This is a genomic window from Streptomyces sp. NPDC059895, assembly GCF_042731035.1.
Taxonomy (GTDB): Bacteria; Actinomycetota; Actinomycetes; order Streptomycetales; family Streptomycetaceae; genus Streptomyces.
Map to the genome: position 1 here is coordinate 53,477 of NZ_JBHWKO010000027.1, position 24,194 is coordinate 77,670.

Sequence of the window (24,194 nt, forward strand, 5' to 3'; positions counted from 1 at the left end):
GCCGATGAAGTAAGGCGTACAGAACCACTCCACAGGAGGACCCCAGTGGCGAAGGCGAAGTTCGAGCGGACTAAGCCGCACGTCAACATCGGCACCATCGGTCACATCGACCACGGTAAGACGACCCTCACGGCCGCCATTACCAAGGTGCTGCACGACAAGTACCCGGACCTGAACGAGGCCTCGGCCTTCGACCAGATCGACAAGGCTCCTGAGGAGCGTCAGCGCGGTATCACCATCTCCATCGCGCACGTCGAGTACCAGACGGAGGCGCGTCACTACGCCCACGTCGACTGCCCGGGTCACGCGGACTACATCAAGAACATGATCACCGGTGCCGCGCAGATGGACGGCGCGATCCTCGTGGTCGCCGCCACCGACGGCCCGATGCCGCAGACCAAGGAGCACGTGCTCCTGGCCCGCCAGGTCGGCGTTCCGTACATCGTCGTCGCCCTGAACAAGGCCGACATGGTGGACGACGAGGAGATCCTGGAGCTCGTCGAGCTCGAGGTCCGTGAGCTCCTCTCCGAGTACGAGTTCCCGGGCGACGACGTCCCGGTCGTCAAGGTCTCGGCGCTCAAGGCGCTCGAGGGCGACGCCGAGTGGGGCAAGTCCGTCCTGGACCTGATGGACGCCGTCGACTCCGCCATCCCGGAGCCGGAGCGCGACGTCGACAAGCCGTTCCTCATGCCGATCGAGGACGTCTTCACGATCACCGGTCGCGGTACGGTCGTCACCGGCCGTATCGAGCGTGGTGTCCTGAAGGTCAACGAGACCGTCGACATCATCGGCATCAAGACCGAGAAGACCACCACCACGGTCACCGGTATCGAGATGTTCCGCAAGCTGCTCGACGAGGGCCAGGCCGGTGAGAACGTCGGTCTGCTGCTCCGCGGCATCAAGCGCGAGGACGTCGAGCGCGGCCAGGTCATCATCAAGCCGGGCTCGGTCACCCCGCACACCGAGTTCGAGGCGCAGGCCTACATCCTGTCCAAGGACGAGGGTGGCCGCCACACGCCGTTCTTCAACAACTACCGCCCGCAGTTCTACTTCCGTACGACGGACGTGACCGGCGTCGTGACCCTCCCCGAGGGCACCGAGATGGTCATGCCGGGTGACAACACCGAGATGAAGGTGGAGCTCATCCAGCCCATCGCCATGGAAGAGGGCCTGAAGTTCGCCATCCGCGAGGGTGGTCGCACCGTGGGCGCCGGCCAGGTCACCAAGATCACCAAGTAAGTCTGTCGATCTGACCTGGTAGCTCCAGCAGCGAGCTCCTGAGAGGGCCCGTACGACTCCGGTCGTACGGGCCCTTTTCGCGTGCCCGTGCCGGCCGGTGCTCATACGTGTGCCGCGCGCAACCCCGGGCGGCCGGCGCTCAGCGGGCGAAGGCGTCGGTCGCCAGGATGTGGACACCGGCCGGGATCAGCGCCCGCGGTGACGAGGTACGCCAGCGCGTCGCCGAACCGGTGGTGGCCCTCGTCCGCCCCGGACACCGAGACCCGGGTCGGCCGACGGGGGTCGTGGACGACGCCGGTGGTGTCCGGCCGGAGCAATGGGGGCTCGCCCGGGAGGGAGCCTGCCGACCCGGCGCGGATCTCCGTGCCGTCGGGCAGGGTGAGGACCACCTCGATGTGGTACCTCGGCTCGCCGCCCTTGTCCGTCAGCCGCCGGTGGCCCACGACCTGGGCTGTCGTCGTGACGCCGTGCCTCCTGAGCCGGTGGATCCCGTGGACCTCGACGAGGAGGGCCAGGCCGAAGGCCATGAGGAGCACGGACACCAGCACGCCCGCAGCGGTTTCCACGTGCGCCTTCCTACTCTTCCGGTCCGGCCGGCGCCGGCTGGGGGCCGATCGCCATGCACACGAGGACCACGGCGCGCAGGACGAGGCCTCCGAGCAGGGCGGTGAGGAAGCCGTCGACCTGGACACCGCTGCCGAGCCGGGAGCCGATCCAGGAGGCGAGCAGCCAGACCAGCGTGTCCTGGAGGACGCCGATCACGGCGAGGACCGCCACCGACGCGAGGGAGGCGCAGGGGCCCCTGACGGCGCTGGGGTAGCTGTAGATCAGCTGGTTCACGATGAGGAACACGGCGCCGGGCAGGAGCAGTTCCCAGGGAAGGTCGTCGAGGACGGGCGTGAGACCGGGGAGGGCGGCGGTGGCGACGCCCACGCCGAGGAAGGTGCCGAGGAGGCGTCTTCGCTTGTACATGGGCACGATCATCGGCCCGCGCCGCCGTCAAGTGAAGCCCCGCGAAACGGACTTGGACGCTCCGGCGAGCGTTGCGGCAACTTCGCCGGGTGCCCGCGAGGAATGTCCCTTGGCGTTCCCTGTGAGGTGGTTGTGGCGGTCGTAGTCTCCCGGAGATGACTGGCCTGACCCTCCCCCCTCTCGCCGTACGGCCGGAGCACCGCCCCGCCCGGCGCCGGGAGCGGGCGTCCCGCCTCCACGCCCTCGACGGCATACGCCTGCTCGCCGCGCTGATGGTCGCGCTCCACCACTACGCCGGCACCTGGCGCGCCGACCGGCCGGGCAACCTGATCTGGGGCCGCCCGGTCTCCGAGATCATGCCGACGGTGTTCCACGTCGCCTCCTACGGCTGGATCGGCGTGGAGGTCTTCTTCGTCGTCAGCGGCTTCGTCATCTGCATGTCCTGCTGGGGCCGCACACCGAGGCAGTTCTTCGTCTCCCGCGTGATCCGCCTCTACCCCGCCTACTGGTTCGCGGTGCTGTTCACGACGGGCGTGCTGGCGGCGTGGCCGGGCGTGTGGGAGCGCCTGCGCTGGCGTGACGTCCTGCTCAACCTGACGATGCTCCAGTCGGGCTCGGGCGTGGCGAACGTGGACGGCGTGTACTGGACCCTCTGGTCCGAGCTCCGCTTCTACCTGCTCTTCCTGGCGGTGGTCGCCACCGGGCTGACGTACCGCAAGGTCGTGCTGTTCTGCTGCGTGTGGGGCGCGGCGGCGATGCTCGCGCCGGTGGCGCACCTGCCACTGCTGGAACTGGCCGCGAACCCCGACGGCGCCTGGTACTTCATCGCCGGCCTGGCCCTGTACCTGATGCACCGCTTCGGCCAGGACCTGCTGCTGTGGGGCATCCTCGGCATGTCGTGGCTGATGGCCCAGCGGGAACTGGGCCTGCGGATCGACGAGGTCGAGCGGGTGTCCGGGTGGCGGGGCGCGGTGCTGATCTACACCGTGTTCCTGGGGGTCATGGTCGCGATCGCCCTCGGCTGGACGGACCGGATCCGCGGGCGGTGGCTGGTGACGGCGGGCAGCCTGACGTATCCGCTGTACCTGACGCACTACGCGGCCGGTACGACGGTGATCAGCCGCCTGCGGGGCGAACTGGACGCACGGCTGCTGGTGGCGGCGGTGCTGGCCGGCTTCCTGCTGCTGAGCTGGCTGGTGCACCGGTGGGTGGAGCGCCCGCTGGCGCGGGTGGTGAAGCGGGGGCTGGAGAGGTCGTTCACGCGGGTGCGGGGCGCCGGGTAGGCACCGCCGCCGCAGGGTCGAGACGTTCCGCTTCGACTCGCGGGACATGAAGCAGCCCTTGCTGGGGGCGGTGCTCGGCGCGGGAGGGACCTGGCGGGGGGTGCTGGTCAAGTGGTGACCGGGCGGGTGCGTGACCGTGCGAGGCCGGTCAGCCTGCGCCTTCCCCGGTCCGGAGGACCGCCAGGGCATGGGCGACCCGGGCGTCCAGGTGTCGTGGATCGAAGCGGTAGCCCTCGCTGACGCCCAAGGGTGACGGTGCCGTGCGGTGACCCCCTTGCGCGGATCGTGGCGCGAAGACCCGAGCCGCCGGGGCGTCTCCCGGGCGGCGAGCGCTCGCCGGTCGGATCGTCGAGCGCATCTCGGCGTCAGGAGGCAGAGGCACCGACAGCGGATCGGACACCGGAACGGGGTTGTTCACGGAGATCAGGAACGAGCTCGAATGGTTGTCCACGCTGTCATCCAAGCGGGTCGGCGTCGGCCGGCGGCCGGTGACGGCCATGACGGCCGATGGCGTCGACCCCGGCCGCCACGTGAGCGAGGCCGTGCCCGGACGGCCCTCCGCGGTCCCGGAGGAGCAACCGGCGCGCCCGGTGTCCGCGGCGCTCGGCGCGATCGTGCGATCGCCTACTCGTCGCTGAAGACGTCGTCGATGGCCGGGGCGGTGATGGCCCGGGACAGCCACGTGTGGAGGGTGTCCGTGTCGTGGCACTCGGTGATCCGTCGGCGGGCGTCGTCGGGGATGTCGAGGCCGCGCTGTTCGAGGATGAGCAGGAGGGCGTCTGCCCGGCCTTCGTCTCGGATTTCTTCGGAGAGGTAGGACTTGTAGAAGGAGAGGTCCACGGCCACCGGATTCCTCCAGAGGTGCTTGGCCGGGCGGTTGCCCGGCTCATGGGCGGTGAACCGACGACGGGGCCGGGCGGCCGGTGGCCTGCGGGCGGGCCGAAGCGGTGATGGGCCTACTCGTCGCTGAAGACGTCGTCGATGGCCGGGGCGGTGATGGCCCGGGACAGCCACGTGCGGAGGGTGTCCGTGTCGTGGCACTCGGTGATCCGTCGGCGGGCGTCGTCGGGGATGTCGAGGCCGCGCTGTTCGAGGATGAGCAGGAGGGCGTCCGCCCGGCCCTCCGCCCGGCCTTCGTCTCGGATTTCTTCGGAGAGGTAGGACTTGTAGAAGGAGAGGTCCACGGCCACCAGATTCCTCCAGAGGTGCTTGGCCGGGCGGTTGCCCAGCCCCTGTGCGGTGAGTTCGACGATGGGGTCCGCGATGTCTTCGGGCATGTCCCTCAGCGCTGTGGACAGGGCTTTCAGTATGGCACCGATGTCCGGATCACCGGCGTGTGTGATGGCCGAGAGAGTGGCGAGGGCGAGGTCGGCACGGGCCTCGTCCGGGTCGGTGATCACCGGCATGTTGTGGGGACCGGCGACCACGGGGCGCAGTGTGAGGGTGGGCAACTGGGCTGGGCCGCTGCTGAACGGCTGCTCGGCCCAGAGCGCTGTTGCGTGGTCCTGGCACACGACCATGAGGGCGGTGGGCAGCCGGTACTTGGTCCAGAGGTAGGAGGTGTAATAAGCCCAGCTCGCGGGCTTGACGGGATCCTTCTTGCCCTGGGCCTCGATGGCGAGGAGGAAGGCGTCCCGCTCCGCGGACTCCAGCCGCAGCAGTGTGTCCACGCGTCGTTCGACGGGGCTGGTCTCGGTGAGATCGGTGGGCATGACCGTCACCTTGAGGGGGGTGGGGACGGGGAACCCCAGGACGCGCGAGACCCGGCTGAAGAGTCCGGGGTCGTGCCGGAAGATGTGGTGCATCGCCTCGTGGGACGAGCTGACCATGGGTTTTCCTTGTCGGTGCAGGAGACGAGGGTTCTGCTCGGCAGTCGCGGCAGCGGGCACCGGGCTCTGCCGAGCGGTCAGGACGTGGCGCAGTGCGGCTTGGGGGAGGGCGCGGGGCGGTGTCGGGCGCGGGTTCGGCCCAGCCGACGGCGACGACCGTGAAGCGGTTGGCGTGGCGGTCGCCGATGTGGGTGACGCCGCGTGGATTCGGCGGCTGAGCGCATGCGGGCGCGCTAGGGTTTCGGGTATCCATCAGGGAAGCGCCTACTTCCTCAGTGGTCAGGCCCTCGATCGGGATGCCAGTCCCGGCCGGGGGCCGTCGCATGTCTGCGGTGGTGGTCGCGGCGAGCATATGACGGTCAACCGGGCGAAAAGCCACCCCAGTTCGGGATCACCACTCTTCCGGGTGGCGAGGCGCGTCGGGGAGGGAGGCGGGGTGGGGCGGGTCGCGATCCGGAGCCCTCGATGAATTCTCGAATCACCCCACTCGGCCCGGTGGCGCATGCCTACCGTGAGAAGTGACGACGCCGATACGGGCGGTGATGGTTCGAGGTGAAGGGCGTGCGGATGACGGTCGGCGGGAGCGTGGAGAGGCTCAGGGACGAGGCGGATGAGCCGGGGTGGGAGGTGGACCCGGACGACGCGTGGGGCCTTGCCGTCGTCGCCACCGTCGGGCGCCAGTTGAAGCTGCGGCGCGAGGCCGTGGGGATGAGGGCCGGCGACTTCGGGAAGTCCCTCGGTTACGGCGAGGACCTGGTCTACAAGATCGAGGGCGGGAAACGGATTCCCAGGCCCGAGTATCTGGACAAGGCCGACGAACTGTTGGGGGCGGGCGGGCTGCTCTCGGCGATGAAGGAGGACGTGGAGAAGGTCCGGTACCCGAAGAAGGTGCGGGACCTGGCGCAGATGGAGGCCAAGGCGGTCGAGATCGGGGTGTACGTGTGCCACAGCATCAGCGGGCTGCTCCAGACCTCAGAACATGCGAGGGCCGCGTTCGAGTCGCGGCAGCCTCCGTACTCGGAGGACGAGGTGGAGCGGATGGTTGCTGCCCGGATGGCCCGGCAGTCGGTCTTCCACAGGGAACCCGCACCTGCGCTCGGTTTCGTGCTGGAAGAGGGGCCCCTGCGACGGCCGCTCGGGGGCACAATGGTGTGGCGGCGGCAGCTCGAACGTCTGTTGGAAGTGGGTCGGCTGCGCAATGTCACACTTCAGGTGATGCCGACGCACTGCGAGGTCCACCCCGGTCTGGACGGCAGGATCGAGGTGCTGAAGTTCGACGACGGTACGGCGGTCGGGCGCTCCGACGGTGCGTTCAACGGCCGGCCGACATCCGATCCGAAGCAGCTCCGCATCCTGGAACTGCGGTACAGCACCATCCGGGCGCAGGCCCTCCCGCCGCGGGAGTCGCTGGTCTTCATCGAGAAACTGCTGGGAGAGACATGATCCGCGAGACCACCGCCGGAGACGCTGCCGGACTGGCGTGGTTCAAGAGCAGTTACAGCGACGGCAACGAGGGCGACTCATGCGTCGAGATAGCCCACGCTCCCGGCGCGGTCCACGTCCGTGACTCGAAGAGCGCGGGCGGTCCGCACCTCGCCCTCACCTCGGCCGCGTGGGCGGACTTCGTGGCGTACGCCTCGCAGGGCTGATCCGGCGCGGGGGTCAGCGCAGCGTCGGGACGTCGCCTCCCTCGGCCCTCCTGAGCGTCACCCCGGTCAGGCCGCGCAGGCGGCGTTCGGCGATGGCCGCGAGGTGGTCGGCGGGTGGCGGGGTGGGGCCCAGGCCGATGGCGTAGCGGGTCGGGGTCGTGGTGAAGGGGCGGGGCCAGGCGTGGCAGGTGGGGGCCGCCTCCGCGAGGTCGGCGACCAGGGCCCGCATCCTGCCCCGGAGTCGGCCCTCGTCGGCGTCCGGTCCCGCCGTCAGGACCGCCCAGGCCGCGTGACGCCGGTGCAGCGGGGGAGGGGCGAGCAGCTCGGGCCAGGGAGACGCGGACGGATCCGCTGACCTGTCCAGCACCTCCCAGGCGCGGAACAGCTCCTCGGTGACGAGGTCCCGCATGCCCGGCGTGACCTGGTCCGTGCAGGGGCGCACCGGCGCGGACGGTGTCGTGATGGTGACGGGGAGCGCCGTCCGGGCCGTGCCGCCCACCGGGGTGTGCCAGTCCCAGGCCGCCCACGTCGCGAAGAAGTGCCGCAGCAGATCGTCCGGTGGCAGGTCGCCGGACTCGCTCGCCGTGCGGGCCGCCAGCACCGACCAGGCCAGGCCCGGCACGCCCCCGAACGGGGCCGAGTCCAGGCCTCGCGCCTTCGCCCACGCCTTGACCTGCCTGGCCAGCCGGGCGAAGGCCGGGCCGTGGGCGCCCGCCGAGGCGAGCACCGCGTCGGCGTCGCTCACCGCGCTGAGCGCGACCGCCGCCGACTCGCCGAGCTCGGCCCGGCGGTCCACCGCCTCGGCGGGGTCCATCGGGCCGGTGGCGACGACGACCAGGTCCACGTCCGGCCCGTCCGGCCCGTCGAGCCGCAGCCGCAGGCCGGGGACACGGGCCCCGACCACCTCCCGCACGTCGCTCACGTCAGGGAGCGCCTTCGTCAACCGCGCCTGTACGGAGGCGAGTTCGACGACCCCGGGCAGTGCCGCCACCAGGTCCAGGTCCGCACCGGGCAGCGCGCAGCCCATGCGCCGGGAGCCGACGACGTGGACGACGCCGTCGGGGAGCGCCTCCGCGATCCGGCCCGCGATCCGGCCCGCGATCCGGTCGGCCATCCGGTCGGTGAATCGGTCGGCGATGCGGTCGGCCGCAAAGGTGTCGGCGGCTCCCGACCCGTACTCCGCGGCCGCCTCCTCCCTCCAGCTCACGTCCCCCGTCCCCAGCCCCACCGTCGCCCGCACCCGCATCGGCTCGTCCCCGCGCCGGGACAGCAGCGCCAGCTCTCCGACCCTGACCGGCATCGGGGTGAGCCGGGCCGCGCAGGCGGCGGCCAGGGTGTTCGGGTCGGTGGTGCGGCCCAGGCTCAGGTGGGGGGTGAAGCCCGCGTGGCGGCCACGGCAGTGGGGGAAGTGGTGCCGGAGGGTGCGGTGGAGTTCCGCCCACGGCTCCTCGCCGGCGGCCGCCGGGTCGAGCCAGACCGTGGCGTCGTCCCGGTGGCCGAACCAGTGCACGCCCTCCAGCCGGGCGTCGAAGGGTGCCGTGGCGGCCGTCGCGAGCACGGAGGCCGCCTGCTCGAAGGCGTGCTCCGGGACGAAGCCGAAGAGCAGGTTCACATGCGGGGGCCAGCGGCGGATCTGCGGGTCGTGGTCCCGGCGGATCTCCTGGAGCGGCGGCCACAGTTCCTCGGGCGGGATCCACGCCAGCGCCGTACGGGGCGTCGGCCGGGCGTCGAGACGGCCGAGGGCCTCGGCCTCCGGGGCCTCCGGTGCCCCCGTCGTCACCTCGGCCCGCACCCCGTAGTGGTCCGAGAGGTACAGCCCCTCCGCCGTCGGCGCGTCCCCGCACAGCTCCGCCCGCCGCACCCGCAGGCCCTCGCCCCGCAGCAGCACCCGGTCCAGCCGTGACGCCCGGCCGGTCAGGGACGAGACCGCGGCCAGCGGGTTGGCGCCCGGGTCGAAGGTCGGGGTGGCGTCGTCGGCGCCGTGCGCCTCGCTCCACGCGTCCCGCATGCCCAGCGTCAGCTGCGGTGTGTGACCGCCGTCGTTGAAGTCGCCCAGCAGGAGCAGATCGGCGTCCGCAGCGGCCAGTCCCTCGGCGAGGGCGGTCAGTTCGGCGGTGCGCCGGCCGGCGCCGTTCTCGGAGTGGTCGCTGCTCAGATGCGTCGCCGCGACGACGAGGGGACGCGGGCCCGCCTCCACGACCAGGGCCGTCACCGCCTTGTGCGGGCCCAGCGCGTGGAACGCGGCCTCGCGGACGGGCAGCCGGCTCAGCAGCAGCAGGCCGTACGCGTCCACGTCCCGCCCCCGCGGGTCCGTCCCCAGCGTCCATTCCGCCCGCACCCACGGCTCGCGCAGCAGCGGGGCGAGGAGCTCCGCCTCGACCTCCTGCAACGCGATCACGTCCACGTCGGCGTCGCGCAGCGCCCGCAGCAGCAGCGGCCTGCGCCGGGCGCTGTCGATGTGCTCGGCGTCGTACCGGTCCCACAGGGTGTTCCAGGTCAGCACCCGCACACCGCCGGAGCCGGGCGCGGCGGTCCCGCGCGGGCGCGCCACGGGCGTCGGCGTCCAGTCCTCGCCGTCCCACGCGTGGGGCGAACGGGCCGTGAAGAACGGCGCCCGCAGCAGCCGGGCCTCGCGCACCCGGCCGGCCTCGGTCGCGTCGATCCGGTCCACCCCCGTGGCCCGGTCCCACACCAGCTCGCCGTCCGCCTCGAAGAACAGCACCCGGTGCCACGGGATCTCGCCGCCCGGGACGAACGCGGGCAGCGGCACGCGCTCGGGGGCGGCTCCGCGCTGGAGTACGCCCAGCACGAAGCGGGCCGGGTCGAAACGCGCGTCCCAGCGCACCCGGTGGTAGATCTCCTCGCTCGTCCGCACCGCTCCTCAGACCTCTCCCCTGCTGCCTCTGCCTCAAGCCTCTGCCTGAGACGTCTTTCTCAGATGTCTTCCTCCACGGACCCGCTCGCCCCGATGTACCAGGTGCGGTGCGCGTCTCCGGGATACGGCGGGCCGAAGCGGCGCAGCTGGGCGGCGAGCACGTCCGACGGCACCGGGTGCGCGCGGCGGGCGTTGCGCCGAACCAGCTCGTCCTCGTCGACCAAGACCACGGCGTGGGTGATCAGGGCGTCGCGGCGGCGGGCGACCGCGTGCACGAGCGAGCGCTGCTGCCTGTTCAGGGAGGTGGCGTCCCACACCACGGTCCCGCCGGCGGCCAGCGACCCGTCCAGCCGGTCGAGCCCCTCGCGCAGCACGTCCGCGTTGGCCCGCTGGTCGGCGCGCGCCCCGCGCGCCTCGCGCAGGTCGTCCAGGCAGACGTACGCGTCCACGCCCGGCAGCCGGCGGGCGAAGGTGCTCTTGCCGCTGCCGGCCGGGCCGGCCAGGTGGACCAGCCTCGGGAAGGCGCCGGACCGCAGGCGCCAGGTCGCGGCGACGGCCTCGGCGGGACCGCCGATCCGCCCGTCGGCGTACGCCTCCCGGGCCTCGGCCCGGCACCGGACGGCGACGTCGGCGGGCAGCCCCTCGAACGCCTCCCGCAGCGCGGTCTCGTCCAGGGCGACGACGTCCTCGGCGTGCAGCGCCGACCACTCCGTCTGCTCGCGCGCCTCCTCCGTGTCCGCGGTGGCCCGGGCGACCGCGTGCAGCAGCCCGAGGTCGGCGGCGTACGACAGCCGTACGAGACCGGACCGCCGGTCCTCGTCCGGATACGGCCGGTGCAGCGCCGGGTGCAGCCCCACGAGGTCGGCGACCCGGCGCGCGAGCGGCATACCCACCACCCCGGCGAGCCGGGCCGCGATCCGCGCCCGCCGGCCCCCGTGCAGCAGGGCGGCCAGAACGCCGGCGAGCCGGTCGTCGCCCGACCGCTGTGCCGGATCGAAGCGGGCGACGGCGTCCGGATCCCCCTCCCCGGGCAGCCCGACGGCCTCCGCCAGCGCCGCCGGTTCGACGGTCGCGCCCGAGCGTACGGCCCACAGCGCGGACCTCGGGCCGAGCCCGTTGGCGACGACGGCCGTGTGCATCCAGTGGGTGTCCGTCCGCACGTGCCCGGCCCGCACCCACTTGGCCACCCGCGCCCCGAACTCCCGCGCGTCGAACCCGTCCGCGACCCGGACGACGTACCCCTCCTGCCGTTCCGGGTCCAGCCGCAGGGCGCGCAGGGCCCGCTCGTCGAACACGCCCCGCCACAGCACCCGCGGCACGGGCACCCCGAGCCGGCCCAGGAAGTCCACCGTCCGGTCCCAGTCCAGGCAGCGGCCGCGGTCGTCCCACACCGAGAAGCCGTAGAAGTAGCCGTCCAGGGCGTCGTACGCGATCGAGTGGCGGGCGTACAGGTTCTCGCCGCACACCCGCCAGCCCTCCGGGACGGCGGGGCCGACGCGGGCCTGGAGCGCCTTGACCCAGGTGCGCGAGGGGTGGTGGGCCGAGTCGAGGGAGCGGGCGTGCAGGCCGTCGGCGTACAGGGTGGTGTTCTCGCCGTCGAGCTTCTCGGTCACGACGACCTCGCGGCCGCGCAGGCCCGACAGGCCGGTGATCCGCAGGTCGTCGGCGGTGGCGCCGGGCGACCAGGGCAGATGCCGGGTCCGCGGATAGTGCGTACGCATGGTGAACGCTCCCCGTGCCGGCCGACGTACCTGGTCAGCGTAGGAGTGGGGGGTGGCGGCGGGCGAACGGATTACCGGGCGGACCGCCCCGGGCGTCGCCGAGCGGGCTCTTGTTTGACCTGCATCACGTTCGGGGTATTCTCTCCGGCTCGATTGGCGGAGCACCTGCCCCATATGGCAGACTGTCCGAGTTGCTCGGTCGAGTGTTGATGCTGCGCGCCTCCCGCCGGGAGGACCGGAAGCGAGTCCCACAGTACTCGTCGTCCTAACTGCCACACGGCAGCGCTGGGGCGGACGTACGGGAATCTTCCGGGAAGTGTGAGTGCGGCACCGGCCAGGCACCCGGTGGGCCTTCCGCCCCCGGTCTGCGGTTCCGGTAGGGCCGTGTGCATTCCCCGCAGGGATGTTCGAGCATGGGACATCCGTGTCAGCGGGAGCGCGACACGCCCGACCGCGTGGGTCGGAGGATCGGGTTCAGGGAACACCAGGTTCCAGAGCGTTAGAAGAGACAGGACTACTGAGTAGCCATGGCGGGACAGAAGATCCGCATCCGGCTCAAGGCCTACGACCACGAGGTCATCGACTCCTCGGCGAAGAAGATCGTCGAGACGGTGACCCGCACTGGTGCGTCGGTCGCGGGCCCGGTGCCGCTGCCCACTGAGAAGAACGTGTACTGCGTCATCAAGTCGCCGCACAAGTACAAGGACTCGCGCGAGCACTTCGAGATGCGCACGCACAAGCGCCTGATCGACATCCTCGACCCGACCCCCAAGACCGTTGACTCTCTGATGCGACTCGACCTCCCGGCCGGTGTCGACATCGAGATCAAGCTCTGAGGCCGGTGATCTGAGAGATGGCAAAGCAGATCAAGGGCATCCTGGGCGAGAAGCTCGGCATGACGCAGGTGTGGGACGAGAACAACCGTGTTGTTCCGGTCACCGTCGTCAAGGCCGGCCCGAACGTCGTGACCCAGGTCCGTACGAACGACAGTGACGGCTACGAGTCGGTCCAGATCGCCTTCGGCGAGATCGACCCGCGCAAGGTGAACAAGCCCCTCAAGGGCCACTTCGCCAAGGCCGACGTCACCCCCCGTCGCCACCTCGTCGAGATCCGCACCGCGGACGCCTCCGAGTACACGCTGGGCCAGGAGATCACCGCTGAGGTGTTCGAGGCCGGCGTGAAGGTCGACGTGACCGGCAAGAGCAAGGGCAAGGGCTTCGCCGGTGTCATGAAGCGTCACAACTTCAAGGGCCTCGGCGCCGGTCACGGCACCCAGCGCAAGCACCGCTCGCCCGGTTCCATCGGTGGCTGCGCCACCCCGGGCCGCGTGTTCAAGGGCCTCCGCATGGCGGGTCGCATGGGCAACGAGCGGGTCACCACCCAGAACCTGACCGTCCACGCCGTTGACGCGGAGAAGGGTCTGCTGCTCATCAAGGGCGCGGTTCCTGGTCCGAACGGCGGCCTCGTCCTGGTCCGCACCGCGGCCAAGGGGGCCTGAGGTAACCGATGAGCACTGTTGACATCCTTTCGCCTGCCGGCGAGAAGACCGGTAGCGTCGAGCTCCCCGCGGAGATCTTCGGCGTGGAGAAGGTCAGCATCCCGCTGATCCACCAGGTCGTCGTCGCGCAGAACGCGGCTGCCCGCCAGGGCACGCACAAGACCAAGACCCGCGGTGAAGTCCGTGGTGGCGGCAAGAAGCCGTACCGCCAGAAGGGCACCGGCCGCGCCCGTCAGGGCTCGACCCGCGCGCCGCAGTTCGCCGGTGGTGGCGTCGTGCACGGTCCCGTGCCGCGCGACTACTCGCAGCGGACCCCGAAGAAGATGAAGGCTGCCGCCCTGCGTCACGCCCTCACCGACCGGGCCCGCCACAACCGCATCCACGTCGTCACCGGCGTGATCGAGGGCGAGACCCCCTCCACGAAGGCCGCTCGCACGCTGTTCGGCAAGATCTCGGAGCGCAAGAACCTGCTCCTGGTCGTCGACCGCGCCGACGAGGCCGCGTGGCTGTCCGCCCGCAACCTGCCCCAGGTTCACATCCTGGAGCCGGGCCAGCTGAACACGTACGACGTGATCGTCTCGGACGACGTGGTCTTCACCCAGGCCGCTCTTGAGTCCTTCGTGTCCGGCCCGAACAAGGCCAACGACACCGAAGGGAGTGACGCCTGATGGCTACGCGTCACCCGAGCATCGCCTCCAAGGCCGCCAAGGCCGCCAAGGCCGCGCGCGTCGCCAAGGCGCGCCGTCACGAGGCCGAGGGCAAGAACACCGTCGTCACCGCGCCCAGCAAGGCGTACACGGACCCCCGTGACGTGCTGCTGAAGCCGGTCGTGTCGGAGAAGAGCTACGCGCTCCTCGACGAGAACAAGTACACGTTCATCGTCGACCCGAACGCCAACAAGACCCAGATCAAGCAGGCCGTCCAGGCGGTCTTCTCGGTCAAGGTCACCGGCGTCAACACGATCAACCGCCAGGGCAAGCGCAAGCGCACCAAGACCGGTTTCGGTCAGCGTGCCGCCACCAAGCGCGCGATCGTGACCCTTGCCGAGGGCGACCGTATCGACATCTTCGGCGGTCCGACCGCCTGACGGCGGTCCGGATCGTCCGATATCGGACGAGGACTGAGAAATGGGAATCCGCAAGTACAAGCCGACTACGCCGGGCCGCCGTGGCTCCAGCGTCGCCGACTTCGTCGAGGTCACGCGGTCCACGCCGGAGAAGTCGCTGGTCCGCCCCCTGCACAGCAAGGGCGGCCGTAACAATTCCGGTCGTGTGACCGTTCGCCACCAGGGTGGCGGACACAAGCGCGCCTACCGCGTGATCGACTTCCGTCGTCACGACAAGGACGGCGTGCCGGCGAAGGTCGCGCACATCGAGTACGACCCCAACCGCACCGCGCGCATCGCGCTGCTGCACTACGCCGACGGCGAGAAGCGCTACATCCTCGCCCCGCGCAACCTGCAGCAGGGTGACCGCGTCGAGAACGGTCCCGGGGCCGACATCAAGCCGGGCAACAACCTGGCGCTCCGCAACATCCCGGTCGGTACCACGATCCACGCGATCGAGCTCCGTCCCGGTGGCGGTGCCAAGTTCGCCCGTTCCGCCGGCGCCTCCGTGCAGCTGCTCGCGAAGGAGGGCTCGATGGCCCACCTCCGCATGCCGTCCGGTGAGATCCGCCTGGTCGACCAGCGCTGCCGCGCCACGGTCGGCGAGGTCGGCAACGCCGAGCAGAGCAACATCAACTGGGGCAAGGCCGGCCGCAAGCGCTGGCTGGGCGTCCGCCCGACCGTTCGCGGTGTGGCGATGAACCCGGTTGACCACCCGCACGGTGGTGGTGAGGGCAAGACCTCCGGTGGTCGCCACCCGGTCAGCCCCTGGGGTCAGAAGGAGGGTCGTACTCGTTCGCCGAAGAAGGCTTCGAACAAGTACATCGTCCGCCGCCGCAAGACGAACAAGAAGCGCTAGGAGCGGGTTTAGATGCCGCGCAGTCTCAAGAAGGGGCCCTTCGTCGACGACCACCTGATCAAGAAGGTGGACGCACAGAACGAAGCCGGTTCCAAGAACGTCATCAAGACCTGGTCCCGTCGCTCGATGATCATCCCGGCCATGCTGGGTCACACGATCGCGGTGCACAACGGCAAGACCCACATTCCGGTGTTTGTCACCGAGTCGATGGTCGGCCACAAGCTCGGCGAGTTCTCGCCGACGCGCACCTTCCGGGGTCACGTCAAGGACGACCGGAAGTCGAAGCGCCGCTAACAGCGGGGTGGAATGACCATGACAGACACTGGAAGGACAACCATGGAAGCCAGGGCCCAGGCGCGGTACATCCGCGTCACGCCCATGAAGGCCCGCCGCGTGGTGGACCTTATCCGTGGCATGGACGCCACGGAGGCTCAGGCGGTCCTGCGTTTCGCCCCGCAGGCCGCGAGCGTGCCGGTCGGCAAGGTGCTGGACAGCGCCATCGCCAACGCCGCGCACAACTACGACCACACTGACGCCGACAGCCTCTACATCTCCGAGGCGTACGTCGACGAGGGCCCGACCCTGAAGCGGTTCCGTCCGCGCGCCCAGGGCCGTGCCTACCGGATCCGCAAGCGGACCAGCCACATCACCGTGGTCGTCAGCAGCAAGGAAGGAACCCGGTAATGGGCCAGAAGGTTAACCCGCATGGGTTCCGGCTCGGCATCACCACGGACTTCAAGTCCCGCTGGTACGCCGACAAGCTGTACAAGGACTACGTCAAGGAAGACGTCGCCATCCGTCGGATGATGACGTCCGGCATGGAGCGCGCCGGCATCTCGAAGGTGGAGATCGAGCGCACCCGTGACCGCGTGCGGGTGGACATCCACACCGCTCGTCCGGGCATCGTCATCGGCCGCCGCGGCGCCGAGGCCGACCGCATCCGCGGCGACCTCGAGAAGCTGACGGGCAAGCAGGTCCAGCTGAACATCCTCGAGGTCAAGAACCCCGAGGTCGACGCTCAGCTGGTGGCCCAGGCCGTTGCCGAGCAGCTCTCCTCCCGCGTCTCCTTCCGCCGCGCCATGCGTAAGAGCATGCAGTCGGCGATGAAGGCCGGCGCCAAGGGCATCAAGATCCAGTGCGGTGGCCGCCTCGGCGGCGCCGAGATGTCCCGCTCGGAGTTCTACCGCGAGGGCCGCGTGCCCCTGCACACGCTCCGCGCGAACGTGGACTACGGCTTCTTCGAGGCCAAGACGACCTTCGGCCGCATCGGTGTGAAGGTCTGGATCTACAAGGGCGATGTCAAGAACATCGCCGAGGTCCGCGCCGAGAACGCTGCCGCCCGTGCGGGTAACCGCCCGGCCCGCGGTGGCGCCGACCGCCCGGCCCGTGGTGGCCGTGGTGGCGAGCGGCGCGGTCGTAAGCCGCAGCAGCAGGCTCCCGCCGCCGAGGCCCCCCAGGCCGAGGCTGCCGCCGCCGCTCCGGCTGAGAGCACCGGAACGGAGGCCTGACCGACATGCTGATCCCCCGTAGGGTCAAGCACCGCAAGCAGCACCACCCGAAGCGCCGTGGTCAGGCCAAGGGCGGTACGACGGTCGCGTTCGGCGAGTACGGCATTCAGGCCCTCACGCCGGCGTACGTGACCAACCGCCAGATCGAGGCGGCCCGTATCGCGATGACCCGCCACATCAAGCGTGGTGGCAAGGTCTGGATCAACATCTACCCGGACCGCCCGCTGACGAAGAAGCCTGCCGAGACCCGCATGGGTTCCGGTAAGGGTTCTCCGGAGTGGTGGATCGCGAACGTGCACCCGGGCCGGGTCATGTTCGAGCTGTCCTACCCCAACGAGAAGATCGCCCGTGAGGCCCTGACTCGCGCCGCCCACAAGCTGCCGATGAAGTGCCGGATCGTCAAGCGCGAGGCAGGTGAAGCGTGATGTCGGCCGGTACCAAGGCGTCCGAGCTGCGCGAACTGGGTGACGAGGAGCTTCTGGCGAAGCTCCGCGAAGCCAAGGAAGAGCTGTTCAACCTCCGCTTCCAGGCGGCGACGGGTCAGCTCGAGAACCACGGTCGGCTGAAGGCCGTCCGTAAGGACATCGCGCGGATCTACACCCTGATGCGTGAGCGCGAGCTGGGCATCGAGACGGTGGAGAGCGCCTGATGAGTGAGAGCAACGTGACTGAGCAGACTGCAGAGGCCCGCGGCTTCCGCAAGACCCGCGAGGGTCTCGTCGTCAGCGACAAGATGGACAAGACCGTCGTCGTCGCCGTCGAGGACCGCGTCAAGCACGCGCTGTACGGCAAGGTCATCCGCCGTACGAACAAGCTCAAGGCGCACGACGAGCAGAACGCCGCGGGTGTCGGCGACCGTGTCCTCCTCGCGGAGACCCGGCCGCTGTCCGCGACGAAGCGCTGGCGCGTCGTCGAGATCCTCGAGAAGGCCAAGTAGGTAATTCCCGCAAGGGAATTCCAAACAGTACGTTCCTGCGGGGCATCCCTCGCAGGACAGTTCCGCCAGGCTCCGGGAGCCGCTTCGCTGAGCGGCTCCCGGGGAACCGGCAGACAAACAGGAGATAGACGTGATCCAGCAGGAGTCGCGACTGCGTGTCGCCGACAACACTGGTGCGAAGGAAATCCTTTGCATCCGTGTGCTCGGTGGCTCCGGTCGCCGCTACGCGGGCATCGGTGACGTCATCGTCGCCACCGTCAAGGACGCGATCCCCGGTGGCAACGTGAAGAAGGGTGACGTCGTCAAGGCGGTCATCGTTCGCACCGTCAAGGAGCGCCGCCGTCCGGACGGCTCGTACATCCGCTTCGACGAGAACGCCGCCGTCATTCTGAAGAACGACGGCGACCCTCGCGGCACCCGCATCTTCGGCCCGGTCGGCCGTGAGCTGCGCGAGAAGAAGTTCATGAAGATCATCTCGCTCGCGCCGGAGGTGCTGTAAGCATGAAGATCAAGAAGGGCGACCTGGTCCAGGTCATCACCGGTAAGGACAAGGGCAAGCAGGGCAAGGTCATCGCGGCCTTCCCCCGCGAGGACCGCGTCCTGGTCGAGGGTGTCAACCGGGTCAAGAAGCACACGAAGGCCGGCCCCACCGCCAAGGGTTCCCAGGCCGGTGGCATCGTGACGACCGAGGCCCCCATCCACGTGAGCAACGTTCAGCTCGTCGTGGAGAAGGACGGCAAGAAGGTCGTCACTCGTGTCGGTTACCGCTTCGACGACGAAGGCAACAAGATCCGCGTTGCCAAGCGGACGGGTGAGGACATCTGATGGCTACCACCACGACCCCGCGTCTGAAGCAGAAGTACCGCGAGGAGATCGCGGGCAAGCTGCGTGACGAGTTCAAGTACGAGAACGTCATGCAGATCCCCGGCCTCGTCAAGATCGTGGTCAACATGGGTGTGGGCGACGCCGCCCGCGACTCCAAGCTGATCGAGGGCGCCATCCGCGACCTCACCACGATCACCGGGCAGAAGCCGGCCGTCACCAAGGCCCGCAAGTCCATCGCGCAGTTCAAGCTGCGCGAGGGCCAGCCGATCGGTGCCCACGTCACGCTCCGTGGCGACCGCATGTGGGAGTTCCTGGACCGCACCCTGTCGCTCGCGCTGCCGCGCATCCGCGACTTCCGCGGCCTGTCCCCCAAGCAGTTCGACGGCCGTGGCAACTACACCTTCGGTCTCACGGAGCAGGTTATGTTCCACGAGATCGACCAGGACAAGATCGACCGCGTCCGGGGTATGGACATCACCGTGGTCACCACGGCGACCAACGACGCTGAGGGCCGCGCGCTCCTTCGTCACCTCGGCTTCCCCTTCAAGGAGGCGTGAGCGAGATGGCGAAGAAGGCTCTGATCGCGAAGGCTGCTCGCAAGCCCAAGTTCGGCGTGCGTGGCTACACGCGCTGCCAGCGCTGCGGCCGTCCCCACTCCGTGTACCGCAAGTTCGGCCTCTGCCGCGTGTGCCTTCGTGAGATGGCTCACCGTGGCGAGCTGCCGGGCGTGACCAAGAGCTCCTGGTAATCCCCCTTTTAGGGATTCGTCAGGCTCTCGGTAAGCATCTGGGTCGGCAGGGGCCCACCTCCGCATGCCTTAGGCTTGTGGGGTTGGGCGTCTGCCGCCCGTACGACTTACTACGCCGTAGGTCCACCGCGCCGCACCCGTCCCGTCTCGGATCGGGGAGAGGGATGGCGCACCAGGAAACCCCGGCGAGAGAGGCCACAGGCCAATTCATGACCATGACTGATCCGATCGCAGACATGCTTACGCGTCTGCGGAACGCGAACTCGGCGTACCACGACTCCGTGACGATGCCGGCGTCGAAGATCAAGTCTCACATCGCGGAGATCCTCCAGCAGGAGGGCTTCATCACGGGCTGGAAGGTCGAGGACGCCGAGGTCGGCAAGAACCTCGTCCTCGAGCTGAAGTTCGGCCCGAACCGTGAGCGCTCCATCGCGGGCATCAAGCGGATTTCGAAGCCCGGTCTCCGGGTGTACGCGAAGTCCACCAACCTGCCGAAGGTGCTCGGCGGCCTGGGCGTGGCGATCATCTCCACGTCGCACGGGCTCCTCACCGACAAGCAGGCCGGCAAGAAGGGCGTGGGTGGGGAAGTCCTCGCCTACGTCTGGTAGCGGAAGGGAACGGAGGAAACAGCTATGTCGCGCATTGGCAAGCTCCCCATCACGGTTCCCGCCGGCGTGGACGTCACCATCGACGGCCAGACGGTCTCGGTCAAGGGCCCCAAGGGCTCGCTGACCCACACCGTCGTGGCGCCGATCGAGATCGCCAAGGGTGAGGACGGCGTGCTGAACGTCACCCGCCCCAACGACGAGCGTCAGAGCAAGGCCCTGCACGGCCTGTCCCGCACGCTGGTGGCGAACATGATCACCGGCGTGACCCAGGGTTACGTGAAGAAGCTCGAGATCAGCGGTGTCGGTTACCGCGTGACGGCCAAGGGTTCGAACCTGGAGTTCGCTCTCGGTTACAGCCACCCGATCACCGTCGAGGCGCCCGAGGGGATCACCTTCAAGGTGGAGACCCCGACCCGTTTCCAGGTCGAGGGCATCGACAAGCAGAAGGTCGGCGAGGTTGCGGCCAACATCCGCAAGCTGCGCAAGCCCGACCCGTACAAGGCCAAGGGCGTCAAGTACGAGGGCGAAGTCATCCGCCGCAAGGTCGGAAAGGCGGGTAAGTAAGCCATGGCATACGGGCAGAAGATCCTGAAGGGCGACGCCTACAAGCGCGCCGCGATCAAGCGCCGTCACATCCGGATCCGCAAGCGGATCAACGGTACGGCGGAGCGTCCCCGTCTGGTCGTGACCCGCTCCAACCGCCACATCGTGGCCCAGGTGATCGACGACCTCAAGGGCCACACCCTTGCGTCGGCGTCCACCCTGGACACCTCGATCCGCGGTGGCGAGGGCGACAAGTCGGCGCAGGCCAAGCAGGTCGGCGCCCTGGTCGCCGAGCGTGCCAAGGCCGCCGGTGTCGAGGCCGTCGTGTTCGACCGTGGTGGTAACCAGTACGCCGGGCGCATCGCCGCCCTGGCGGACGCCGCCCGCGAGGCCGGACTCAAGTTCTGAGTCCTGGTTCCGTAGCTAGCGGAGACAGAGAGAGGTAATTCCAATGGCTGGACCCCAGCGCCGCGGTGGCGGTGCCGGTGGCGGCGAGCGGCGGGACCGGAAGGGCCGTGACGGCGGCGCAGCTGCCGCCGAGAAGACCGCGTACGTTGAGCGCGTCGTCGCGATCAACCGCGTCGCCAAGGTTGTGAAGGGTGGTCGTCGCTTCAGCTTCACCGCGCTGGTCGTGGTGGGCGACGGTGACGGCACCGTGGGTGTCGGTTACGGCAAGGCCAAGGAGGTGCCGGCCGCCATCGCCAAGGGCGTTGAGGAGGCCAAGAAGCACTTCTTCAAGGTCCCCCGTATCCAGGGCACCATCCCGCACCCGATCCAGGGTGAGAAGGCTGCCGGCGTCGTGCTGCTCAAGCCCGCGTCCCCCGGTACCGGCGTCATCGCCGGTGGCCCGGTGCGCGCCGTGCTCGAGTGCGCCGGTATCCACGACGTGCTGTCGAAGTCGCTCGGCTCCGACAACGCGATCAACATCGTGCACGCGACCGTGGAGGCCTTGAAGGGTCTGCAGCGTCCCGAGGAGATCGCGGCCCGCCGCGGTCTGCCGCTCGAGGACGTCGCCCCCGCGGCTCTGCTGCGTGCGCGTGCCGGGGTGGGTGCGTAATCATGGCTCAGCTCAAGATCACGCAGAAGAAGTCCTACATCGGCAGCAAGCAGAACCACCGCGACACCCTGCGTTCCCTGGGCCTCAAGCGCCTGGGTGACGTGGTCGTCAAGGAGGACCGCCCCGAGTTCCGCGGCATGGTGCACACCGTCCGCCACCTCGTGACGGTCGAGGAGGTCGACTGATCATGGCGGAGAACAACCCGCTCAAGATCCACAACCTCCGTCCCGCCCCGGGCGCCAAGACCGCCAAGACCCGTGTCGGTCGTGGTGAGGCGTCGAAGGGTAAGACGGCCGGTCGTGGTACCAAGGGCACGAAGGCCCGCTACCAGGTTCCGGAGCGCTTCGAGGGTGGGCAGATGCCCCTCCACATGCGGCTTCCGAAGCTGAAGGGCTTCAAGAACCCGTTCAAGACCGAGTTCCAGGTCGTGAACCTCGACAAGCTGGCGGCGCTGTACCCGGAGGGTGGCGAGGTCACCGTCGAGGGTCTCGTCGCCAAGGGTGCCGTTCGCAAGAACAGCCTCGTCAAGGTCCTCGGCCAGGGCGAGATCTCCGTGGCGCTGCAGGTGACGGTCGACGCCGTCTCCGGCTCCGCCAAGGAGAAGATCACCGCCGCCGGCGGTACCGTCACCGAGCTCGTCTGAGTCCATCAGGCGTCTCGATGACTTGAGCGATCCCGACCGGGGATACCCCACAAATGGGGTATCCCCGGTTGGTCGTTCCTAGGGTGGCCGTGTCGCCGGTAAGGTGACCTGCACTGCCCACTTTCACAAGATGCTTCCCATGGGGCACCTTGAGCGGCAGTGGACCGTTACACATGTCGTTGTTCTTATCCCTCAAGACCGTCACCCTTGACGCAGACGCGCGGGGGTCGCAGGAGGCACCGTGCTCACCGCGTTCGCCCGGGCGTTCAGGACGCCCGACCTGCGCAAGAAGCTGCTCTTCACGCTCGGCATCATCGTGGTCTACCGGGTCGGCACCCACATCCCGATCCCGGGTGTCGACTACAAGAGTGTCCAGACCTGTGTGGACGAGGCCTCCGGCAACCAAGGCCTCTTCGGTCTGGTCAACATGTTCAGTGGCGGCGCGCTGCTGCAGATCACAATCTTCGCGCTGGGCATCATGCCGTACATCACGGCGAGCATCATCCTTCAGCTGCTGACCGTGGTCATCCCGCGCCTCGAGGCCCTGAAGAAGGAGGGCCAGGCCGGCACGGCGAAGATCACGCAGTACACCCGATACCTGACGGTGGCGCTCGCCATCCTCCAGGGCACCGGTCTGGTGGCCACCGCCCGCAGCGGCGCGCTCTTCTCCGGCTGCACCGTCGCGTCGAGCATCGTCCCGGACCGTGCGATCTTCACGACCATCACCATGGTCATCTGCATGACCGCCGGTACGGCCGTCGTGATGTGGCTCGGCGAGCTCATCACCGACCGCGGCATCGGCAACGGCATGTCGATCCTGATGTTCATCTCGATCGCCGCCACCTTCCCCTCCGCGCTGTGGGCCATCAAGAAGCAGGGCACCCTGGCGGACGGCTGGATCGAGTTCGGCACGGTCATCCTGGTCGGCCTGGTCATGGTCGCCCTGGTCGTCTTCGTCGAGCAGGCCCAGCGCCGCATCCCGGTGCAGTACGCCAAGCGCATGATCGGTCGCCGGTCCTACGGCGGCACCTCGACGTACATCCCTCTCAAGGTGAACCAGGCCGGTGTGATCCCGGTCATCTTCGCCTCGTCGCTGCTCTACATCCCGGCGCTGATCGCCCAGTTCTCCAGCGGGGACTCCGGGTGGAAGACCTGGATCGAGGCGCACCTGGTCAGGGGCGACCACCCGATCTACATCAGCCTGTACTTCCTGCTCATCGTTTTCTTCGCGTTCTTCTACGTGGCGATCTCCTTCAACCCCGAGGAAGTCGCCGACAACATGAAGAAGTATGGTGGCTTCATCCCGGGCATCCGGGCTGGCCGACCGACCGCTGAGTACCTGTCCTACGTGCTCAACCGGATCACCTGGCCGGGTTCGCTGTATCTGGGTCTGATCGCTCTCGTACCGACGATGGCGTTGGTTGGCTTCGGGGCAAGCCAGAACTTCCCGTTCGGTGGCACCAGCATCCTGATCATCGTGGGTGTGGGCCTCGAGACGGTGAAGCAGATCGAGAGCCAGCTCCAGCAGCGCAATTACGAAGGGTTCCTCCGCTGATGCGAATCGTCCTCGTCGGGCCGCCGGGCGCCGGAAAGGGAACGCAGGCCACTCGCCTGGCCGAGAAGCTGCGTGTCCCGCACATCTCCACGGGTGACCTGTTCCGCGCCAACATCAGCCAGCAGACGGAGCTCGGGAAACTCGCGAAGTCCTACATGGACAAGGGCGAACTGGTACCTGACGAGGTCACCATCGCCATGGCCAAGGACCGCATGCACCAGGAGGACGCCGTGAACGGCTTCCTGCTGGACGGCTTCCCCCGCAACGTCTCGCAGGCCGAGGCGCTGGACGAGCTCCTCCAGGGCGAGGGCATCAAGCTGGACGCGGTACTGGACCTGGAGGCCCCCGAGGAGGAGGTCGTCAAGCGGATCGCCGGCCGGCGCATCTGCCGCAACGACTCCGCGCACGTCTTCCACGTGACGTACAAGCCGGCCGCCAAGGAGGGCGTCTGCGACGTCTGCGGCGGTGAGCTGTACCAGCGGGACGACGACTCCGAGGACACGGTCCGCACCCGGCTGGAGGTCTACCACACGCAGACCGAGCCGATCATCGACTACTACAAGGCCCAGGGCCTGGTGGTCACCATCGAGGCCATGGGCCCGGTGGACAAGGTCACGCAGCGCGCCCTGGCGGCGCTGAAGCGCGAGGGCGACGACCAGTAGTCGTGCACGTGCGCGCAGCCGCGGTTCCCTTCGGGGGGCCGCGGCTGCTGTGTGGGGGTGGTGCGTTCCCCCGTATCGT

General features: G+C 69.1%; 33 protein-coding genes. 27 read left to right on the top strand and 6 right to left on the bottom strand.

Annotation, left to right across the window (positions count from 1 at the left end; genetic code table 11):
• Window positions 1–45 precede the first annotated feature (45 nt).
• Window positions 46–1,239 (top strand): elongation factor Tu, encoded by a 1,194-nt coding sequence (gene tuf / locus ACFV9M_RS26835; RefSeq protein WP_385066674.1) that lies wholly within the window; start codon window positions 46–48, stop codon window positions 1,237–1,239.
• A gap of 101 nt (window positions 1,240–1,340) precedes the next feature.
• On the opposite strand, the gene ACFV9M_RS26840 is transcribed toward tuf, so the two are convergent.
• Both ACFV9M_RS26840 and ACFV9M_RS26845 read right to left on the bottom strand, forming a co-directional pair.
• Window positions 1,341–1,805 (bottom strand): DUF3592 domain-containing protein, encoded by a 465-nt coding sequence (locus ACFV9M_RS26840; protein WP_385066676.1) that lies wholly within the window; start codon window positions 1,803–1,805, stop codon window positions 1,341–1,343.
• A 10-nt stretch (window positions 1,806–1,815) separates the two neighbouring features.
• On the bottom strand, window positions 1,816–2,211 hold the full coding sequence (locus ACFV9M_RS26845; protein WP_385066678.1) for a hypothetical protein: 396 nt from the start codon (window positions 2,209–2,211) through the stop codon (window positions 1,816–1,818).
• Between the two features lie 155 nt (window positions 2,212–2,366).
• On the opposite strand from ACFV9M_RS26845, the gene ACFV9M_RS26850 reads away from it, so the two are divergent.
• Window positions 2,367–3,494, top strand: coding sequence for an acyltransferase family protein (locus tag ACFV9M_RS26850; RefSeq protein ID WP_385066681.1), 1,128 nt, complete (start codon window positions 2,367–2,369; stop codon window positions 3,492–3,494).
• A gap of 624 nt (window positions 3,495–4,118) precedes the next feature.
• Here the strand turns inward: ACFV9M_RS26850 and ACFV9M_RS26855 are convergent.
• Together ACFV9M_RS26855 and ACFV9M_RS26860 are read right to left on the bottom strand one after the other, a co-directional pair.
• Entirely contained in the window at window positions 4,119–4,340 is a 222-nt protein-coding gene (locus ACFV9M_RS26855; protein ID WP_385066683.1) for a hypothetical protein, read from the bottom strand.
• A gap of 110 nt (window positions 4,341–4,450) precedes the next feature.
• A complete protein-coding gene (locus ACFV9M_RS26860; RefSeq protein WP_385066686.1) occupies window positions 4,451–5,323 on the bottom strand; it encodes a hypothetical protein in 873 nt (290 codons plus the stop codon).
• Window positions 5,324–5,890: 567 nt separating this feature from the next.
• Here ACFV9M_RS26860 and ACFV9M_RS26865 point away from each other — a divergent pair.
• The gene (locus tag ACFV9M_RS26865; RefSeq protein ID WP_385066799.1) at window positions 5,891–6,766 is read left to right on the top strand and encodes a helix-turn-helix domain-containing protein; all 876 of its coding nucleotides are present in this window, start codon (window positions 5,891–5,893) and stop codon (window positions 6,764–6,766) included.
• Window positions 6,763–6,972, top strand: coding sequence for a DUF397 domain-containing protein (locus tag ACFV9M_RS26870; protein ID WP_385066687.1), 210 nt, complete (start codon window positions 6,763–6,765; stop codon window positions 6,970–6,972). The genes ACFV9M_RS26865 and ACFV9M_RS26870 overlap by 4 nt, the downstream gene beginning before the upstream one ends.
• 13 nt (window positions 6,973–6,985) lie before the next feature.
• Here ACFV9M_RS26870 and ACFV9M_RS26875 read toward each other — a convergent pair whose 3' ends face one another.
• Window positions 6,986–9,847 carry a poly(A) polymerase gene (locus ACFV9M_RS26875; protein ID WP_385066690.1) on the bottom strand — a complete coding sequence of 954 codons (2,862 nt, stop codon included), beginning with the start codon at window positions 9,845–9,847 and terminating at the stop codon, window positions 6,986–6,988.
• 59 nt (window positions 9,848–9,906) lie between these two features.
• Window positions 9,907–11,568: an RNA ligase family protein gene (locus ACFV9M_RS26880; RefSeq protein ID WP_385066692.1), complete on the bottom strand. Its 1,662-nt coding sequence runs from the start codon at window positions 11,566–11,568 to the stop codon at window positions 9,907–9,909.
• Window positions 11,569–12,095: 527 nt separating this feature from the next.
• Here ACFV9M_RS26880 and rpsJ point away from each other — a divergent pair.
• From rpsJ to ACFV9M_RS26995, 23 genes are all read left to right on the top strand, one after another.
• Window positions 12,096–12,404, top strand: a complete 309-nt coding sequence (gene rpsJ / locus ACFV9M_RS26885; protein ID WP_003948644.1) for a 30S ribosomal protein S10 — start codon at window positions 12,096–12,098, stop codon at window positions 12,402–12,404.
• A gap of 17 nt (window positions 12,405–12,421) precedes the next feature.
• Window positions 12,422–13,066 carry a 50S ribosomal protein L3 gene (gene rplC / locus ACFV9M_RS26890; protein WP_356249902.1) on the top strand — a complete coding sequence of 215 codons (645 nt, stop codon included), beginning with the start codon at window positions 12,422–12,424 and terminating at the stop codon, window positions 13,064–13,066.
• An 8-nt stretch (window positions 13,067–13,074) separates the two neighbouring features.
• Entirely contained in the window at window positions 13,075–13,734 is a 660-nt protein-coding gene (rplD, locus tag ACFV9M_RS26895; RefSeq protein ID WP_385066695.1) for a 50S ribosomal protein L4, read from the top strand.
• On the top strand, window positions 13,734–14,153 hold the full coding sequence (gene rplW, locus ACFV9M_RS26900; protein WP_385066698.1) for a 50S ribosomal protein L23: 420 nt from the start codon (window positions 13,734–13,736) through the stop codon (window positions 14,151–14,153). The genes rplD and rplW overlap by 1 nt, the downstream gene beginning before the upstream one ends.
• Before the next feature lie 40 nt (window positions 14,154–14,193).
• A complete protein-coding gene (rplB, locus tag ACFV9M_RS26905; protein ID WP_030788280.1) occupies window positions 14,194–15,030 on the top strand; it encodes a 50S ribosomal protein L2 in 837 nt (278 codons plus the stop codon).
• Between the two features lie 12 nt (window positions 15,031–15,042).
• A complete protein-coding gene (rpsS, locus tag ACFV9M_RS26910) occupies window positions 15,043–15,324 on the top strand; it encodes a 30S ribosomal protein S19 (protein WP_010986346.1) in 282 nt (93 codons plus the stop codon).
• Between the two features lie 42 nt (window positions 15,325–15,366).
• Window positions 15,367–15,714 carry a 50S ribosomal protein L22 gene (gene rplV / locus ACFV9M_RS26915; protein WP_019329637.1) on the top strand — a complete coding sequence of 116 codons (348 nt, stop codon included), beginning with the start codon at window positions 15,367–15,369 and terminating at the stop codon, window positions 15,712–15,714.
• On the top strand, window positions 15,714–16,538 hold the full coding sequence (gene rpsC / locus ACFV9M_RS26920; protein WP_385066702.1) for a 30S ribosomal protein S3: 825 nt from the start codon (window positions 15,714–15,716) through the stop codon (window positions 16,536–16,538). The genes rplV and rpsC overlap by 1 nt, the downstream gene beginning before the upstream one ends.
• A gap of 5 nt (window positions 16,539–16,543) precedes the next feature.
• Window positions 16,544–16,963 (top strand): 50S ribosomal protein L16, encoded by a 420-nt coding sequence (gene rplP, locus ACFV9M_RS26925; protein WP_004927269.1) that lies wholly within the window; start codon window positions 16,544–16,546, stop codon window positions 16,961–16,963.
• The gene (gene rpmC / locus ACFV9M_RS26930; RefSeq protein WP_003998824.1) at window positions 16,963–17,187 is read left to right on the top strand and encodes a 50S ribosomal protein L29; all 225 of its coding nucleotides are present in this window, start codon (window positions 16,963–16,965) and stop codon (window positions 17,185–17,187) included. Before rplP ends, rpmC begins: the two co-directional genes overlap by 1 nt.
• Window positions 17,187–17,474, top strand: coding sequence for a 30S ribosomal protein S17 (rpsQ, locus tag ACFV9M_RS26935; RefSeq protein WP_007384073.1), 288 nt, complete (start codon window positions 17,187–17,189; stop codon window positions 17,472–17,474). The genes rpmC and rpsQ overlap by 1 nt, the downstream gene beginning before the upstream one ends.
• A 130-nt stretch (window positions 17,475–17,604) precedes the next feature.
• Entirely contained in the window at window positions 17,605–17,973 is a 369-nt protein-coding gene (rplN, locus tag ACFV9M_RS26940; RefSeq protein ID WP_003998823.1) for a 50S ribosomal protein L14, read from the top strand.
• 2 nt (window positions 17,974–17,975) lie between these two features.
• Window positions 17,976–18,299, top strand: a complete 324-nt coding sequence (gene rplX, locus ACFV9M_RS26945; protein ID WP_055517275.1) for a 50S ribosomal protein L24 — start codon at window positions 17,976–17,978, stop codon at window positions 18,297–18,299.
• Window positions 18,299–18,856 carry a 50S ribosomal protein L5 gene (rplE, locus tag ACFV9M_RS26950; RefSeq protein WP_016434630.1) on the top strand — a complete coding sequence of 186 codons (558 nt, stop codon included), beginning with the start codon at window positions 18,299–18,301 and terminating at the stop codon, window positions 18,854–18,856. Before rplX ends, rplE begins: the two co-directional genes overlap by 1 nt.
• A 5-nt stretch (window positions 18,857–18,861) precedes the next feature.
• A complete protein-coding gene (locus tag ACFV9M_RS26955; RefSeq protein WP_003948630.1) occupies window positions 18,862–19,047 on the top strand; it encodes a type Z 30S ribosomal protein S14 in 186 nt (61 codons plus the stop codon).
• Between the two features lie 209 nt (window positions 19,048–19,256).
• Entirely contained in the window at window positions 19,257–19,655 is a 399-nt protein-coding gene (gene rpsH / locus ACFV9M_RS26960) for a 30S ribosomal protein S8 (protein ID WP_007384075.1), read from the top strand.
• A 24-nt stretch (window positions 19,656–19,679) separates the two neighbouring features.
• Window positions 19,680–20,219 (top strand): 50S ribosomal protein L6, encoded by a 540-nt coding sequence (gene rplF, locus ACFV9M_RS26965; protein WP_099969705.1) that lies wholly within the window; start codon window positions 19,680–19,682, stop codon window positions 20,217–20,219.
• Between the two features lie 3 nt (window positions 20,220–20,222).
• Window positions 20,223–20,606 carry a 50S ribosomal protein L18 gene (rplR, locus tag ACFV9M_RS26970; protein ID WP_071364959.1) on the top strand — a complete coding sequence of 128 codons (384 nt, stop codon included), beginning with the start codon at window positions 20,223–20,225 and terminating at the stop codon, window positions 20,604–20,606.
• A gap of 43 nt (window positions 20,607–20,649) precedes the next feature.
• Complete coding sequence (gene rpsE, locus ACFV9M_RS26975; protein WP_003998815.1) at window positions 20,650–21,255, top strand: 30S ribosomal protein S5; 606 nt, start codon at window positions 20,650–20,652, stop codon at window positions 21,253–21,255.
• Window positions 21,256–21,257: 2 nt separating this feature from the next.
• Window positions 21,258–21,440 carry a 50S ribosomal protein L30 gene (gene rpmD, locus ACFV9M_RS26980; protein WP_361381371.1) on the top strand — a complete coding sequence of 61 codons (183 nt, stop codon included), beginning with the start codon at window positions 21,258–21,260 and terminating at the stop codon, window positions 21,438–21,440.
• Between the two features lie 2 nt (window positions 21,441–21,442).
• A complete protein-coding gene (gene rplO / locus ACFV9M_RS26985) occupies window positions 21,443–21,898 on the top strand; it encodes a 50S ribosomal protein L15 (RefSeq protein ID WP_003974249.1) in 456 nt (151 codons plus the stop codon).
• Window positions 21,899–22,139: 241 nt separating this feature from the next.
• Window positions 22,140–23,453 carry a preprotein translocase subunit SecY gene (gene secY, locus ACFV9M_RS26990; RefSeq protein ID WP_385066709.1) on the top strand — a complete coding sequence of 438 codons (1,314 nt, stop codon included), beginning with the start codon at window positions 22,140–22,142 and terminating at the stop codon, window positions 23,451–23,453.
• Window positions 23,453–24,115 (top strand): adenylate kinase, encoded by a 663-nt coding sequence (locus ACFV9M_RS26995; protein ID WP_385066712.1) that lies wholly within the window; start codon window positions 23,453–23,455, stop codon window positions 24,113–24,115. The genes secY and ACFV9M_RS26995 overlap by 1 nt, the downstream gene beginning before the upstream one ends.
• The last annotated feature ends 79 nt before the right edge of the window (window positions 24,116–24,194 follow it).